14 protein-coding genes are annotated in these 15,160 nt (G+C 65.4%); 3 read left to right on the top strand and 11 right to left on the bottom strand.

Annotated features, from left to right (window positions below):
* Positions 1–3 precede the first annotated feature (3 nt).
* From kdpA to C8J42_RS15455, 8 genes are all read right to left on the bottom strand, one after another.
* Positions 4–1,707 carry a potassium-transporting ATPase subunit KdpA gene (gene kdpA / locus C8J42_RS15490; RefSeq protein ID WP_133020787.1) on the bottom strand — a complete coding sequence of 568 codons (1,704 nt, stop codon included), beginning with the start codon at positions 1,705–1,707 and terminating at the stop codon, positions 4–6.
* A gap of 12 nt (positions 1,708–1,719) precedes the next feature.
* Complete coding sequence (gene kdpF / locus C8J42_RS15485; protein ID WP_055875324.1) at positions 1,720–1,809, bottom strand: K(+)-transporting ATPase subunit F; 90 nt, start codon at positions 1,807–1,809, stop codon at positions 1,720–1,722.
* A gap of 113 nt (positions 1,810–1,922) precedes the next feature.
* Positions 1,923–2,771 carry a TorF family putative porin gene (locus C8J42_RS15480; protein WP_133020786.1) on the bottom strand — a complete coding sequence of 283 codons (849 nt, stop codon included), beginning with the start codon at positions 2,769–2,771 and terminating at the stop codon, positions 1,923–1,925.
* A 293-nt stretch (positions 2,772–3,064) separates the two neighbouring features.
* The gene (gene nhaA / locus C8J42_RS15475) at positions 3,065–4,192 is read right to left on the bottom strand and encodes a Na+/H+ antiporter NhaA (RefSeq protein ID WP_243644493.1); all 1,128 of its coding nucleotides are present in this window, start codon (positions 4,190–4,192) and stop codon (positions 3,065–3,067) included.
* Complete coding sequence (locus tag C8J42_RS15470; RefSeq protein WP_133020784.1) at positions 4,189–5,583, bottom strand: FAD/NAD(P)-binding protein; 1,395 nt, start codon at positions 5,581–5,583, stop codon at positions 4,189–4,191. Before C8J42_RS15470 ends, nhaA begins: the two co-directional genes overlap by 4 nt.
* Positions 5,584–6,190: 607 nt before the next feature.
* Complete coding sequence (locus C8J42_RS15465) at positions 6,191–6,592, bottom strand: winged helix DNA-binding protein (protein ID WP_133020783.1); 402 nt, start codon at positions 6,590–6,592, stop codon at positions 6,191–6,193.
* A 19-nt stretch (positions 6,593–6,611) separates the two neighbouring features.
* Positions 6,612–7,070: a hypothetical protein gene (locus tag C8J42_RS15460; RefSeq protein WP_165895511.1), complete on the bottom strand. Its 459-nt coding sequence runs from the start codon at positions 7,068–7,070 to the stop codon at positions 6,612–6,614.
* A gap of 32 nt (positions 7,071–7,102) precedes the next feature.
* Complete coding sequence (locus tag C8J42_RS15455; RefSeq protein WP_133020781.1) at positions 7,103–8,095, bottom strand: sigma factor-like helix-turn-helix DNA-binding protein; 993 nt, start codon at positions 8,093–8,095, stop codon at positions 7,103–7,105.
* A gap of 250 nt (positions 8,096–8,345) precedes the next feature.
* Between C8J42_RS15455 and C8J42_RS15450 the strand changes: the two genes are divergently transcribed.
* Positions 8,346–9,116 carry an alpha/beta hydrolase gene (locus tag C8J42_RS15450; RefSeq protein WP_133020780.1) on the top strand — a complete coding sequence of 257 codons (771 nt, stop codon included), beginning with the start codon at positions 8,346–8,348 and terminating at the stop codon, positions 9,114–9,116.
* Positions 9,117–9,121: 5 nt separating this feature from the next.
* Here the strand turns inward: C8J42_RS15450 and C8J42_RS15445 are convergent, their stop codons facing one another.
* From C8J42_RS15445 to groES, 3 genes are all read right to left on the bottom strand, one after another.
* On the bottom strand, positions 9,122–9,685 hold the full coding sequence (locus C8J42_RS15445; protein ID WP_133020779.1) for a Uma2 family endonuclease: 564 nt from the start codon (positions 9,683–9,685) through the stop codon (positions 9,122–9,124).
* A 201-nt stretch (positions 9,686–9,886) separates the two neighbouring features.
* Positions 9,887–11,530, bottom strand: coding sequence for a chaperonin GroEL (groL, locus tag C8J42_RS15440; protein WP_056065680.1), 1,644 nt, complete (start codon positions 11,528–11,530; stop codon positions 9,887–9,889).
* 120 nt (positions 11,531–11,650) lie between these two features.
* Complete coding sequence (gene groES / locus C8J42_RS15435) at positions 11,651–11,938, bottom strand: co-chaperone GroES (protein WP_056052039.1); 288 nt, start codon at positions 11,936–11,938, stop codon at positions 11,651–11,653.
* 487 nt (positions 11,939–12,425) lie between these two features.
* Here groES and sppA point away from each other — a divergent pair, with 487 nt between their 5' ends.
* Together sppA and C8J42_RS15425 are read left to right on the top strand one after the other, a co-directional pair.
* Positions 12,426–14,369 carry a signal peptide peptidase SppA gene (gene sppA, locus C8J42_RS15430; RefSeq protein ID WP_133020778.1) on the top strand — a complete coding sequence of 648 codons (1,944 nt, stop codon included), beginning with the start codon at positions 12,426–12,428 and terminating at the stop codon, positions 14,367–14,369.
* Entirely contained in the window at positions 14,369–14,956 is a 588-nt protein-coding gene (locus C8J42_RS15425; protein WP_133020777.1) for a GNAT family N-acetyltransferase, read from the top strand. The genes sppA and C8J42_RS15425 overlap by 1 nt, the downstream gene beginning before the upstream one ends.
* Positions 14,957–15,160: the final 204 nt, after the last annotated feature.

Below are 15,160 nucleotides of genomic sequence, written 5' to 3'. Positions count from 1 at the left end.
CCGTCAGAAGGTTTTGCCGCTGATCATCGCGAGATGATCGGCGATGGGACCGAGCGCGAGGCTCGGCAGGAAGGTCAGGCCACCGACGATCAGGATGATCCCGACCAGCAGGCCGACCCACAGTGCGCCCGTCGTCGGGAACGAGCCTGAACTCTCCGGCGTGTACTTCTTGGCCGCGAGACCACCGGCGATGGCGAGCATCGGCACGATGATGAAGAAGCGCCCGAGCCACATCGCGACCCCCAGCAGGCCGTTGTAATACGGCGTGTTGGCGGTGAGCCCGGCGAACGCCGACCCGTTGTTCCCAACCGCGCTGGTGAACGCGTAGAGGATCTCGCTGAACCCGTGCGGACCCTTGTTGAGCGGCCCCGCAAGCCCGTCCGGCAGCACGGCGCTGAGTGCTGTGAAGCCGAGGATGACGAGCGGCAGTATGGCGATCGCCAGCACCGCCAGTTTCACTTCGCGCGCCTCGATCTTCTTGCCGACATATTCTGGCGTGCGGCCGACCATCAGGCCTGCGACGAACACCGCGAGTATGGCGAACAGCAGGAAGCCGTAGATGCCTGCACCGACGCCGCCGATTACGACTTCGCCGAGCTGGATGTTGAGCAGCGGGATCATGCCGCCCAGCGCCGTGAAGCTGTCGTGCATGCCGTTGACCGCACCGCACGACGCTGCAGTGGTGATGACCGAGAACAGGGCCGACGCGGCGATCCCGAAGCGGACCTCCTTGCCTTCCATGTTGCCGCCCGCGACACCGATGTTGTGGAGGATCGGGTTACCCGCGGCTTCCTGCCAATAGGTGACGGTGACGCCGGCGAGGAACAGCACGAGCATCGCCGAGAGGATCGCCCAGCCCTGCCTAGTGTTGCCGACGGCCTTGCCGAAGGTCCAGGTCAGGCCGAAGCCGATCAGGAAGATCGACAGCATCTGCACGAGGTTGACGAGCGCGGTCGGGTTCTCGAACGGATGCGCCGAGTTCGCGTTGAAGAAGCCGCCACCATTGGTGCCGAGCATCTTGATCGCTTCCTGGCTCGCCACGGGCCCGAGCGTCAGCGTCTGCTTGAGCCCTTCGAGCGTGGTGATGTCGACCGTGCCGGCCATCGTCTGCGGGACACCGCTGGCGATGTAGAAGAGCGTCACGACGACGCAGATCGGCAAGAGCACGTACAGCGTGACGCGCGTCATGTCGGCCCAGAAATTGCCGATCGTCGCACTCGACCTACGCGCGAACCCGCGGAACAGCGCGAACGCCAGCGCGATGCCGGTAGCCGCCGACAGGAAGTTGTGGATCGTCAGGCCGAACATCTGGCTGAAGTTCGACACGGTGGATTCGCCACCGTAGCTCTGCCAGTTGGTGTTCGTCGTGAAGCTGATCGCGGTGTTGAACGCGAGATGGGGGCTGAGCCCCGCCAAGCCCTGCGGATTGCCCGGTAGGACACCCTGCAGACGCAGCACCGCGTAGGTCAGCGCCATCAGCATCGCGTTGAACATGATCATGTGCAGCGCGTAACGGCGCCAGCCCTGCTCCTGTTTCGGATCGATGCCGCTGAGCTTGTAGAAGCCAGTCTCGACGGGGCCGAGGATCGCGTGGATCGGCGTGCGGCGGCCTTCGTACAAGGCGAACAGCCACATGCCGACGGGTTTGGTCAACGCCAGCAGGATGCCGACGAAGCCCAGGATGAGAATCCATCCTTCGAATGTCATGGCGACGCGCTCCTAAAAGCGTTCGGGACGGATGAGCACCGCCACGAGGTAAAACAGCAGCCCGAGCGCGACGATCGCGGCGAGCCAGAGGTCGAGGGTCATGATGGTGTCCTCATTGGCTCAGGCGTTGTCGCACAGGCGGACATAGGCGAGCGTCGCCGCCACCAGTCCGACCATGAACGCTATCCAGAGTAGATCCTGCATCGGTCGATCCTTCAGAAGGCGGCGGTGAGCGAGGCGACGATCGTGCCGTCGGCGATCGATCCGGTTCCGTCCTGGCCGTGGCTGAAGCTCGGCTGGAGATATGCGGCACTGCGACGCGTGATGTCGGTGTCGACATAGCTCACGTTCAGCGTCAGGTTTTTATACGTAGTGTCCGCACCGAGCGACCAATCCCAATAGTCGCCGGTCGGCGCCGCGCTGGTCGCGTTGGGGCCGAGGCCGTCATTGCCCCAGCTATGGCCGATATGCGCCTTGGCGGTGACCGGCGTGCCGGGAAGCGCGAATGCGCCGTCGCCGGTAAGGTACAGATTGTCCTTCTTGTCGCCCGCGTCGGTGTAGACGCCCGCGGCGGCATCGGCGCCGGTGCGATACCATTTGCCGAGCGCCTGCTGCTTCGGCGCATAGAAGGCGCTCGCGGTCAGCGTCGCCGGACCGGTCGTGCCGCTCAGCTTCACATAGGGCTCGGCGTAATCGGTCTTCGATGCGCCGCCCGGATACATGTACCAGGTCAGCCCGACATCGATCGTCGCACTGGGGCTGAGCTTGTGCTTGTAGCCGCCGATCAGGTCGAGCTCCATGTTCGAGCCGCCGAAACTGCCCCAGCCCGACAGGTTCGAGCCCCACGCGCCGACATACACGCCGCTCTGGTGCGCGATCGTCAGTCCGCCCTGGATCGCGCCGTCCTTGTCCGACTGCGACACGCCGCGCAGGCGGTAGTCGGTCGCGAGCGTCACCGAACCGGAGACGGTTACCGGAGACGGCGGCGCGGTGTCCTGTGCGAACGCGGGCGTGGCGATACCGGCGAGAAGTCCGGCGGCGGCGGCGAAACGAAGAATGTGCATTGCGGTCCCCATGCGCGTACCGCCGGAAGGATGGCGGTTCGCGAGGACTGGCAATTAGGCTCCGGTGACGTAGCAATTCGAGATCGATTGCCGGCCGGAGCATATGTTTCGCGTAGTATTGTCGGAATTATCGACGGCTACCGTACTGGCAAAGATGCACCACCCCGGCGGAGGCCGGGGCCCAGGTGGAAAGGTCGCTGTAACAAAGCGCACCCGTCGATAGCATCGTTGCCCAACTGGGCCCCGGCCTCCGCCGGGGTAGTGCCTGCTCAGTGCCGATCAGCATCACTGGCTCACTGTGCTGTGCGGCGAAGGATCAGCCAGCCGGCGACGCCCGACAGGATCGAACCCGCGAACACGCCGACCTTCACCGCGTCCATCGCGTGCGGTGCGCCGGCGAAGGCGAGGCCACCGATGAACAGGCTCATCGTGAAGCCGATCCCGCACAGCACCGCCATGCCGTACACCTGCGTCCAGCTCGCGTTCCTGGGCGCCTCGGCTAGCCGGAACGTCACGAGACCGCGGATCGTCGCGAAGATGCCGATCTGTTTGCCGAGGAACAGTCCCAGCATGATCCCGACCGGCAGCGGCGCGATCACGTCCGACGCCACCATCCCGCCGAACGCGATGCCGGCGTTGGCGAACCCGAACGCCGGCACGATCAGGAAACTCGACCAGGGCTGGAGTGCGTGTTCGAGACGTTTCAGCGGCGGCTGGCCGTCTCCCGTCCGTAGCGGGATCGTGAACGCGACCGCCACACCGGCGAGCGTCGCATGCACACCCGACAGCAGAACACCGTACCAGATGCCGACGCCGATCAGCAGATACGGCACCAGCGACCGCACGCCCGACAGGTTCATGATGACGAGCACGCCCAGCCCCAAGCCCGCCGCAAGCAACGGCAGCAGCGCGATATGACCAGTGTAGAACACCGCGATGACGAGAATCGCGAGTAGGTCGTCGATCACCGCGATCGCCGTCAGCAGTATCTTCAACGAGGTCGGTACGCGCGACCCGAGCAGGGCCAGGATGCCGAGCGCGAACGCGATGTCGGTTGCCGCCGGGATCGCCCAGCCACGCAGATTGGCGGGCGTACCCATGTTGACGAGCACATAGAGGCCCGCCGGCACCGCCATGCCCGCGAGCGCCGCCGCACCGGGCATGATCCGCTCGCCCCAGGTCGAGAGATGCCCCGAGACGAACTCGCTCTTCACCTCCAGCCCGATCAGCAGGAAGAACAGCGCCATCGCGCCGTCGTCGATCCAGTGATGGACGCTCATCCCGCCGACTGCGTGGTGCAGTGTCGCGAAGTAGGTTGGCGCGAACGGCGAATTTGCGACGATCAGCGCCGCTATCGCCGCCGCGAGCAGCACGATGGCGCCCGCCGCATCACCCGAGAAAAAGCGCCGGATCGCAGTCAAAGACCTTCGCCGCCAACCCATTGCGCGTTGGACAGGCGGCGCGCGAGATCCCAGCTCTGGACGCGGATATCGGGTACCGCGACGACTTCCCACAATCCGCCGCGGGTCATCGGCCCGATGCAGTGGATCCGGTCGTCGGGCGTCCCATCGGCACGGATCGTGCGTGACTGCGCATCGACGTCGACGCCGAGCCGAAGCGGATCGGGGCGGATCGCACCGGCCGCGAGCAGGTGCTTCACGAGCGGCTCTTCCGACCGCAACAGGTCGCCCTGCGGTCCGGTGCAATTGACGATCCGCGCGGCGCGCGTGACGACCGGGTCGGTCTCGCCGCGTGGCCGCCATGTCAGCTTCGCCTGCGTCCCGTCGGCGTCGGCAGATACGATCTTTCCCGCTGCGAAGCTCAGCCGCCCGGTCGCGACGAGCGCCTCGACACGGTCCGCAACCGCAGGCGCCAGGCGGTGGCGATGGACGTCCCAATAGGGCCGCAAATGGCGAAGGAAGCGCCCGCGCACCTCCTGCGACGCCGCGGCCCACAGCATCTGCGTGACCGGGCGAAGCTCGTCGACTGCGCAGCGCCAGCCGTCTTCGGCGGCTCGCGCGCGGACATGGCGGACGAGGTCGGTCAGCCCACCCTGCGGTTTGTCCGAGACGCCGCGGTGCGCCGGCGCGCCATCGACGTGCCGCCGCGGCGACAGTCCGCGCCGCGACGTCGCCAGGATATGCCCGGCGAACCCCTGCGCATCGAGCAGCAACGCCGCGTCGATCGCGGTCAGCCCGGTTCCGACCAGCACGACGGTGTCGTCCGCGCCCAGTCCCTCGGCGAGATTGGCCGCCCACGGGTCCGCGTAATAGACACCGGTCGGCAGCATGTCCGGCTTCAGCCCCGGCGGGGTATGCGGTGGCAGGTTGCCGAGCGCGAGCACCGCGGTGTCGGCCGCGATCTTGCGCCCATCCGCCATCGTCAGCGTCACCCCGTCGCGTTCGACCGGATCGATCGCGCAGACCTCGCCCTCGACATGCACCAGCCGGCCATCCGATTCCGCGATCGCCGCATCGAGCAGTTCGCGCAGATGCGCGCCATAGGTCGTGCGGGGCACGAAGGTCTTGCGGTCGCCCTTGCCGTGCGCCTCCAGCCAGCGGACGAAGTGATCGGGATCGTCGGGCAGCGCACTCATGTTGCCCGCACGGACGTTGAGCAAGTGATCGGGATGCGCGGCACTATACGCGACGCCCCGCGCAAGCTGCCGATCGCGCCGCTCGATCAAGGTCACGCGCGGCCCCTCATGCCGCATCAGGTTGACCGCAAACAATGCGCCGGAGAACCCGCCCCCGACGACGACGACATGATCCTCGGGCCCCGCAATCCGCGGCATCGTCGCTCGGTCGTCCATATGTTCGCTCACCTCGTTAGACGGGGACGCCATGCCCCATCGGCAGCAACTAGCCTACCCCCGAGCTACATCGCCGCCTTCCAACCGGTCACATTGCTCTCTGTCCGGTTCGCGCATTCCAAGCCGATATACCACCACGCGATATCTCGCATTCCGACTGCAAGCTGAGCATGGTTGCGCATGAGCACGGCGCCTGCGCAGCCGGTGCTGACGCAAGATGCGATCCTATGCCGCCCCTCCTTTCTGCCGCGCGCTTCTTGTTGACGGGCACGTGCCTGACGTCGGCACTCATGATGCAGGCGAAGGCCGATCCGCTCGCAACGCGCGACCTAAAACGGAAGCCTCGTCGCGATCGAGCCGTATGCGCCGAACATCGTCCGGATCATCATTTCGCTCGATCGCGCTGGCCGATGCGCCACCAGGCGAAGGCCCCGACGTCAAGTCAGCCGCGACCGCCCGGGCGCATCACACAGAAAGTCAACCGCGACCAACTAGGCGCACCGCACAGATCGTGACGCCACACCAGCCGGCGGCGGCACGTTAGGGCCCGACGAAGGGCAGGTTCGGTCTCTCTGAGGCGACCTGCCCTGAGCGTTTTCCTGCCCGGCTACGCGTCGATCAGGCGACCCAGCAGGTTCGTCATGCGCAGTCGACCGAGCGCGGTTAACTGAACGTGCGATCGGCGGCCGTCGCGCGCGTCGCGAATGCGTTCGACCAGGTCGGCATCCTGCAACATCGTCAGATAGCGTAGCGCGGTGGCCGATGGCGCCCGCGCGCCGATGCAGACCGCCGAGACGCTCAGCCGGCGCTGCTCGTGTTCCGAGATGAACAGGTCGAGCAGGATGTCCCAGGCAGGTTCCGAGAACAGCGCGTCGCCGAGCATCGCATCCCGGACCTTGCGGAGTTCGTACAGCCGCCGGGCCATATCGACCAGAACGGTATCCGATACGGCGAACGGCGTCGCGCGCTTGGCGATGTTGATCGGCGCCATGGCAAGTGCGTAGGTCATAAACGTCTTCCGAATTCGCTTATCGGATCGTGCGGTCCTGACGGCTCCAGTCGAGATCCCAGCCCTGCGCCTGGATCCGCCGCGAATGCCTGACCGTCCCGATCACGAGAAGCAGAACGATGGGATAGCTCCAGACGGCAGAGAGGACGGCATAGACGAGCCGGATGACATCGGGGCTGACCGCCTTGGCCAGATGAGCCCCCGTCCCCAATGCGTGGAGCGCGGTGACCCAGGCTGGCCAGAAGCGATCGGCATGCAACGTGATCATGATCATCACGACGAGCAGGATCAGGTCGACGACCATGACACCGACCTCCATTCCGGCGAACAATACCGGAATGTCGCGCTGAATGACGCTGGTGGAGAGCGCTGCCAGCAACAGGGCCAGGCCCGTCAACCGCTCCGGCGCCCCGCCCCTGAAGAGCGCATAGCCGGATGCGGTCAACTGTATCGCGTAGAAAACCCAGACCCGATCCAACTCTTACCTCCGCAGGACCGTCAGTCGGTCGTTCAGGCGACCGCGGCCAGATGAACCGGGGCGTCGAAGTCGGTTGCAAGCCGCAGTGCGCCCTCGTTCGGCGGGCATTCCGCGGTATCGCCGTAGCCGTAGAACTGGCCGAGACCGATCTCGGTTCGGACATCGACCAACGCACGGTGCGCTTCGATGAAGCGCTGCCGGACGGCGACCATCTCGAACGACGCCTGCGAAACCATCTGCAACGCCGCGGCGCCGGTGCCGAGCGGCAGGTTAGCAGCGACGCGTTGCTGCATCAGCGTCGCCATGCACGAAGCGGTGAGCATCGCGGCCTTGTCGACCGCAGCCTCTGCTTCGAGAAAGTCATTGGCTACCCTGTCGGCAGCGCGGCGGCGTTCTCTCAACATCGAAATTCCTCCCCTGGGCACCGACGTTGCGGCGCCGTGTACGGGAGCGCTCTGATCTCGGTTCGAGCGTAACAGCGTCGTCAACGTCATCGCCATGTTGACGACCGCCATCGACGTGACGGCGATCAGTCCCATGAGTGCGAGCAGTCGAAATATCCTGTCGCCGATCGAAAACCGGTTGCGCGCCACCCCCGTCGATCCGCTGCCACCGGATAACCCGAGGAAGCGGCGAACAAACCCCCGCGGCTCGCTCTGATCACTACTTGCAGGCTTGGAGAGGCCGGGGGGAACGTCGAGTGGTTCGGATGGTAGCCGTTCGTATGCGGCGGTCGGTTCGGAAGGTGATGCTGGCTCGGCACGGACGTCAGGGTAGGACGGAAGGCGGTCGCGGACGAGCAGGGCGTCGTCGGCCCCACCGCGCTCGTGGTCCTGCAGCCGACGGGCCGCCTCGAACCGCGTGCCGACGCCCAAGATCTGGATCGCACGCTCGATCCGCTTGTCGATCGCGGACGGCGATACGCCGACGATCAGCGCGATCTCCTTCGAGTTGTGATGGGTCAGTACGAGCCGGAGACAGGCGCGTTGGGCTTCGGTCAACTGATCGATGCGTCCTGCGGTCATGGCGCGATGGTAGCGCGAACCCATGACCGTTGCACCTTCCGCGTGAGAGCGGAGGAAACTGAATTACAAACCCCTGAATTGGAAAGAATTTCTGGAGCCCAATCGACGAGCAGATCTTAGTATCGGCGCAAATAGAGAGGGTGCGATGATCGATGCTGCGGCAAACGCCAGGCTGGGCCTTCGCGTGGAGGAAAAGCAACGCCTAAGGCGGGGCGGATTTCCACTGATTGCGGCGGCGATACTGTCCACGATGCTCGCCGGTTGCGTCAATCCGGTTGGCCGTTCGCTGTACCAGCCTGCCCCGCTCGCAACGACGCCGACATGGACCGGACGGACGCCGAGGCTGGTCGAAGCAATCGCGGCTGACGGAGTTCATTTGCAGGGCTGGTTCTGGCCGCCGGAAACACCGGGCGGCGCGGTGCTGATCTATGTCCCAAGACGTGCGGGCAATCGCGACATCGCGGCGAAGGCAGCGCAGGCCTTCGCGCGTGACGGCCGCGGCGTGCTCGTCGCGTCGTATCGAGGCTATGGCGATAATCCGGGTGTTCCGGACGAACGCGGACTGTACCAAGGTGGCCGCGCGTTCGTGGATTTGGCGGAACGGCTGGTGCCAGACGGCAAGCACTTCCTGTTTGGTGACGGACTCGGCGCCGCAGTGGCGTTGCACGTGGCTGCGGATACATCGGCTGGAAAATGCCTCGACGGGGTCGTGACACTCGGCGCGTTCGACTCTTTCGAGCGGTTCGTGCCTGGCCTGGAGCGTGGCCTGTATGCAGCGGCGTTCGACAATTTTGCGGCTATTCGTCGCGTGACGGTGCCGGTGCTGGTGATGCACGGCCGCAAGGACGAGGTCGTGCCGTTCGCCGCAGCGGAGCGGTTGCGCGCGGCGGCTGGTGGCAAGGCGTTGGTCGTGCCGATCGACGGCGAGGCGTATCATAGCTTCGACTTGAGCCACATCGCGCCGGTGGTGTGGCGTGCGCTGGACCAGATTGCCGCGGAGGGGGCTGCGGCAGCGAAGTAGCGGCTTCAGTCGCGCGCGAAGATTTCGGTGTGGGGGATCGTCAGGTTTAGTGACGGCAAGATCACGTCGTGCGGCTGAGCGAACACGTCGTCGCGCCAGGTCGTTGGTCCGAGGCGCTGGACGACGCGGGTCAGTTCGTTTTCGGGGTCGGCGAAGACGATGGTGTCGACCGATGCGAGTTCGCGATATTCGGCGAGCTTTGCGCCTTGATCTACCTTCGCGGTCGAGCCGGAGAGAACTTCAAAAATCACTTGGGGATCGTTGAATACGCGCTGTTCTTCGCGTTCGCGAGTTGCCGGATTCCCGCAAAAGACGCTGACGTCGGGGTAGCGCAGATCGGTGTCATTGACCCGCACACCCATGTCGGAGTTGTACGCTCGGCATCCCGTACCGCGGAGCTTCCCGGCTAGGAATACGAGGATGTTAGTGGCTACGCGGGAATGCGCGGGGGTGCCGCCGGTCATCATGCGGATGACGCCGTCGACCAGCTCGAACTTGCGGTCCGTGCCGAAGTCGATTGCGAGGAACTCGTCGACCGTGATCTTCTTGTAGAGGGGATCGTGCCGCATGGGTGTGTTTTACCACTTGTCGGCGGACAAACAAAGGGCCGGGGATTGCTCCCCGGCCCTTTGCTTTGGTCGGTGTTTGGCTGGAACCGAGCATCGGCGAAGCCGCTGCTTTCGTCGGACGGGATCGGTGGCTTGCGCCGTCGACCCGCCGGCCGTCCTTGGGCGAGTCCGTAGCCAGATTGGCTACGGCCGCCCTGCGGATCAGAAGTCCATGCCGCCCATGCCGCCCATGCCGCCGCCGCCCATGGGCATGGCGGGCTTGTCTTCGGCCATTTCGCTCACGGCCGCTTCGGTCGTGATCAGGAGGCCTGCGACCGATGCTGCGTTCTGCAGCGCGGTGCGGACGACCTTGGTCGGATCGATCACGCCGGCTTCCACCAGGTTCTCGTACGTGTCGGTCGCGGCGTTGAAGCCGATCGACGTGTCGTTGCCGTCGAGCAGCTTGCCCGAAACCACCGCACCGTCATGACCCGCATTCTGCGCGATCTGGCGAACCAGAGCCGTCAGCGACTTGCGGACGATATCGATACCGCGCGTCTGGTCGTCGTTCGCACCCTCGAGGCCATCAAGCGCCTTGGTTGCGTACAGCAGAGCCGTACCGCCGCCGGGGACGATGCCTTCTTCGACGGCTGCGCGGGTTGCGTGCAGCGCGTCGTCGACGCGATCCTTGCGCTCCTTGACCTCAACCTCGGACGAGCCACCAACCTTGATCACGGCAACGCCACCAGCAAGCTTGGCGAGACGCTCCTGGAGCTTCTCCTTGTCGTAGTCGCTGGTCGTGTTCTCGATCTGCTGGCGGATCGCTTCGGTGCGGCCCTTGATCGTGTCGTGATCGCCGGCACCGTCGACGATGACGGTGTTGTCCTTGTCGATCGTGACGCGCTTGGCGGTGCCGAGCATGCCGAGCGTGACGGTCTCGAGCTTGATGCCGAGGTCTTCCGAGATCATCTCGCCCTTGGTCAGGATCGCGATGTCCTCAAGCATCGCCTTGCGACGATCGCCGAAGCCCGGTGCCTTGACCGCTGCGACCTTCAGGCCGCCGCGCAGCTTGTTGACGACGAGCGTGGCCAGAGCCTCACCCTCGATGTCCTCGGCGATGATCAGAAGCGGACGACCCGACTGAACGACCGCTTCCAGGATCGGGAGCATCGCCTGCAGGTTCGACAGCTTCTTCTCGTGTATCAGGATGTAGGGATCCTGAAGCTCGACGGTCATCTTCTCGGGGTTGGTGATGAAGTACGGCGACAGATAGCCGCGGTCGAACTGCATGCCCTCGACGACGTCGAGCTCGAATTCGAGACCCTTCGCTTCCTCGACGGTGATCACGCCTTCCTTGCCGACCTTCTCCATGGCTTCGGCGATCTTCTCGCCGACTTCACGGTCGCCGTTGGCCGAGATGATGCCGACCTGCGCCACTTCCTTCGAACCCGAAACCGGCTTCGAACGCGCCTTGACGTCCTCGACGACCTTGATGACGGCGAGATCGATGCCGCGCTTCAGGTCCATCGGGTTCATGCCCGCTGCGACCGACTTCATGCCCTCGCGGACGATCGCCTGCGCCAGAACCGTCGCGGTGGTGGTGCCGTCACCGGCGATGTCGTTGGTCTTCGAGGCCACTTCGCGCAGCATCTGCGCACCCATGTTCTCGAACTTGTCCTTGAGCTCGATCTCCTTGGCGACGGTGACGCCGTCCTTGGTGATGCGCGGTGCGCCGAAGCTCTTGTCGATGACGACGTTGCGGCCCTTGGGGCCCAAGGTCACCTTGACCGCGTCGGCGAGAATGTCGACGCCGCGGAGGATGCGCTCACGCGCGTCACGACCGAATTTTACGTCCTTGGAAGCCATGTCAGCTGCCCTTTCAAAAAAGTGAAGTACAGGAAGTGCAGACGCTGGCGCGGAATTCGCGGCCAGCCTTTCTCGGCCCGTTCACGTCAGCATGACGCCGACGATCCCGAGCCCGTCGGGTCAACCGACGATGCCGAGAATGTCCGATTCCTTCATGATCAACAGGTCTTCGCCGTCGACCTTGACCTCGGTGCCCGACCATTTGCCGAACAGGATCTTGTCGCCGGTCTTGACGTCGAGCGGGGTGATCGTGCCGTTCTCGGCGCGAGTGCCGGTACCGATGGCGACGACTTCGCCTTCCTGCGGCTTTTCCTTGGCGGTGTCGGGGATGATGATGCCGCCAGCCGTCTTCTCTTCGGCTTCGAGGCGCTTCACCAGCACGCGATCATGCAACGGACGAAAGTTCATGGGGTCCATGTCCTTTTGGATTGTGACAGATTTCTGGCACTCGAGGTTATCGAGTGCCAACGGACGGCATATGTGCCTCGGGGTGCGGCATGTCAAAGGTTCCGGGAGCGAAATTTTTTCGGGCGGGCGTGAGTTTCGGGCGTCGTGGCTGAAGGGTCGATAGTCGTGCTGCTGAGCACGCTGCCGTTCTCCTGCGTACGCAGGAGTCCAGGGTGACGGAGGGCGGCGCTTGGTATCCTGGGCTCCTGCGTTCGCAGGAGAACACTTAGGCGGAACTGTCTTTCTGCTCCCCTTCCGCTTGCGGGAGGGGTCGGGGGAGGGGTTTCTCGCGAGGGTGCTTGTGGGACTTCCCTCCCCTAGCCCCTCCCGCAGGCGGGAGGGGGACTGCGTGGTGGTTGGGGTAGACCTAGGGACTGGAACCGCTCCTGTGTTGGCGCCGTAATACAGGGCATTTACCTGTGCGCCCCGTTGCTCTAGCTCTCCTGCCATGACCGATACCGCTGCGCCGTCCTACGCCCCCTCCTATGTCGATCCTGCCCGCCCGCCGCGGCGGAAATGGCGGCTCGTGCGGGGCGTGTGGAAGCTCCTCGTCGCGATCAAGGACGCGCTCGTCCTGATTGCGATGCTGTTGTTCTTCGGGCTGATCTTCGCGGCGCTCAACGCGCGGCAGAGCACCACGGCGATCAAGGACGGCGCGCTGGTGCTCGACCTGAACGGCTCGATCGTCGAGCAGCCCGAGGAACAGGCCGCGTTCGCAGCACTTTCCGGGCAGAGCAGGACGCGGCAGTTCCGCCTGCGCGACGTGGTGCGCTCGATCGACACCGCGCGGACCGATGCGCGCGTGAAGGTGGTCGTGCTCGATCTCGACAGCTTCGGCGGCGCGTATCCCGCAGCACTCGGCGAAGTCGGCGATGCGCTGGCGCGGGTGCGTGCGAGCGGCAAACCGGTGCTCGCCTATGCGACCGCGTACACCGATGGCGGCTATCGCCTTGCGGCCAACGCGAGCGAGATCTGGGTGAACCCGCTGGGTGGCACGATCTTCATGGGGCCGGGCGGCAACCAGCTCTATTACAAGGGCCTGATCGACAAGCTCGGCGTCAATGCACACGTCTACCGCGTCGGCCGCTACAAGTCGTTCGTCGAGCCCTACACGAGGGCGGACCAGAGCGAGGACGCGAAGGCGGCGAGTACCGCGCTGTACGGCACGCTGTTCGCGCAGTGGCGTGAGGCCGTCGCGAAAGCACGCCCCAAGGCGCAGCTCGCGCAGTTCATGACCGCGCCGGACAAGGTCATTCTCGCATCGAACGGCAACATCGCCGAGGCAAACCTGCGCGCGGGCATCGTCGACAAGCTCGGCGATCGGACCAGCTTCGGGCGGCGCGTGGCGGAGATCGCCGGCAGCGACGCGAACAAGCCGGCGGGCAACTACACCGCGATCAAATACGACGCGTGGGTGAAGGCCAACCCCCTCCCCACCGTGGGCGACGCGATCGGCGTGCTGACCATCGCCGGCGAGATCGTCGACGGCGAGAGCGGCCCCGGCAAGGCGGCGGGCAAGACGATCGAGAAGGCGGTGCTCGACGGACTCGCCAAGAAGACGCTGAAGGCCCTGGTGGTACGCGTCGACTCGCCGGGTGGGTCGGTGATGGCATCGGAGCAGATCCGGCTCGCGATCCTCGAAGCCAAGCGGCAGAAGCTGCCCGTGGTCGTATCGATGGGCGGGCTGGCCGCGAGCGGCGGTTACTGGGTGTCGACGCCGGCCGACGTGATCTTTGCCGAGCCCGGCACGATCACCGGCTCGATCGGTATCTTCGGGGTGATCCCGACGTTCGAGAACGCGCTCGCCAAGATCGGCGTGACCAGCGACGGCGTGAAGACCACGCCGCTGTCCGGCCAGCCCGACATCACCGGCGGCACCACGCCGATGTTCGATGCGATCGCTCAGGCGGGGATCGAGAACGGGTATCGCCAGTTCGTCTCGCGCGTGGCGGCATCGCGGAAGATGACGCCGACACGGGTCGACGAGATCGGCCAGGGCCGCGTCTGGGATGGCGGCACTGCCCGCCAGATCGGTCTGGTCGACCGGTTCGGCACGTTGCAGGACGCGATCGACGAGGCCGCCAAGCGCGCCAAACTCGATCCGGCGAAGATCCATGCCGAGTATCTGGAGAAGAAGCCGGGCTTCCTCGCGACGATCGCGCAGGATTTCGGCAATGATGGCGACGATGATGCGGGTGGCGGCGATGCCTTCGCGCACGTTGCGGCGGACCGGCGCCAGATGCTTGCGCGGGCGGTCGGTGACATGAAGCGGCTGGCGACGTCGGGTTCGATTCAGGCACGCTGCCTGGAGTGCGGCGGGATGGGGCCGACGACTTCGGGTATCGGCGATGCCAAGCTGCTCGACCTGCTGCTGGCACGGATCGGGTTCTGATGGCGATCCCCGCAACTGGCAACGGAGGCGGGATCGTCATCCGGGCGGCGGTCCCCGAGGACGCTGCGTCGATCGCGGCGATCTATGCGCCGCACGCGCTGGTCGGGACGGTGTCGTTCGAGACCGAAGCGCCCGATGCGCGGCAGATGCGCGCGCGGATGGCGGCGTCGGACGGGCTGTACCCGTGGCTGGTCGCGACGATCGGCTCTGAGGGCGGCGTGCTGGCTTATGCGTATGCGTCGGCGTTCCACAAGCGCGAGGCGTACCGGTTCGCGTGCGAAACCACGGTGTATGTCGCGGATGCGGCGCAGCGTCAGGGTGCGGGGCGGCTGTTGTACGAGGCGCTGATCGATACGCTGCGGGCTCAGGGGTTTACGCAGGCGATCGGGGCGATTGCGTTGCCGAACGATTCGTCGATCAAGCTGCATGAGGCGGTCGGGTTTCGCCGGGCGGGAGTGTACCGCGAGGTCGGCTACAAGAACGGGCAGTGGATCGATGTCGGGCATTGGCAGTGTGAGTTGAACGAGCCCGCGGTGCCGCCGGTGGAGCCGAAGCGGTTTGCGGATGTTGGGGTTGTGCGGGGGTAGAGCTTCCTCTGGATGGCGTGACCGTAGTCAAAGCGACGCCACCGCGGCGGAGGCCACCACCCCGGCGGAGGCCGGGGCCCAGTTGGGAAAGCTGGCGTAACGGAGCGCAACGCACATCAGCGATGTCCCCCAACTGGGCCCCGGCCTTCGCCGGGGTGGTTTGGGGTATTGGGTAGTGCTTTGCCAACCGACGGAGACCAGCCT

It is taken from the genome of Sphingomonas sp. PP-CE-1A-559, from assembly GCF_004340965.1.
GTDB lineage: Bacteria > Pseudomonadota > Alphaproteobacteria > Sphingomonadales > Sphingomonadaceae > Sphingomonas.
The sequence above is the reverse complement of the archived record's forward strand: the minus strand, read 5'-3'. Positions and strand labels throughout refer to the sequence as shown.

Bases quoted from the DNA above. Each gene is read 5' to 3' on its own strand.
- kdpA (WP_133020787.1), bottom strand. From the start codon at position 1,707: ATGACATTCGAAGGATGGATTCTCATCCTGGGCTTCGTCGGCATCCTG.
- kdpF (WP_055875324.1), bottom strand. From the start codon at position 1,809: ATGACCCTCGACCTCTGGCTCGCCGCGATCGTCGCGCTCGGGCTGCTG.
- C8J42_RS15480 (WP_133020786.1), bottom strand. From the start codon at position 2,771: ATGCACATTCTTCGTTTCGCCGCCGCCGCCGGACTTCTCGCCGGTATC.
- C8J42_RS15470 (WP_133020784.1), bottom strand. From the start codon at position 5,583: ATGGACGACCGAGCGACGATGCCGCGGATTGCGGGGCCCGAGGATCAT.
- C8J42_RS15465 (WP_133020783.1), bottom strand. From the start codon at position 6,592: ATGACCTACGCACTTGCCATGGCGCCGATCAACATCGCCAAGCGCGCG.
- C8J42_RS15455 (WP_133020781.1), bottom strand. From the start codon at position 8,095: ATGACCGCAGGACGCATCGATCAGTTGACCGAAGCCCAACGCGCCTGT.
- C8J42_RS15450 (WP_133020780.1), top strand. From the start codon at position 8,346: ATGCTCGCCGGTTGCGTCAATCCGGTTGGCCGTTCGCTGTACCAGCCT.
- C8J42_RS15445 (WP_133020779.1), bottom strand. From the start codon at position 9,685: ATGCGGCACGATCCCCTCTACAAGAAGATCACGGTCGACGAGTTCCTC.
- groL (WP_056065680.1), bottom strand. From the start codon at position 11,530: ATGGCTTCCAAGGACGTAAAATTCGGTCGTGACGCGCGTGAGCGCATC.
- groES (WP_056052039.1), bottom strand. From the start codon at position 11,938: ATGAACTTTCGTCCGTTGCATGATCGCGTGCTGGTGAAGCGCCTCGAA.
- sppA (WP_133020778.1), top strand. From the start codon at position 12,426: ATGACCGATACCGCTGCGCCGTCCTACGCCCCCTCCTATGTCGATCCT.
- C8J42_RS15425 (WP_133020777.1), top strand. From the start codon at position 14,369: ATGGCGATCCCCGCAACTGGCAACGGAGGCGGGATCGTCATCCGGGCG.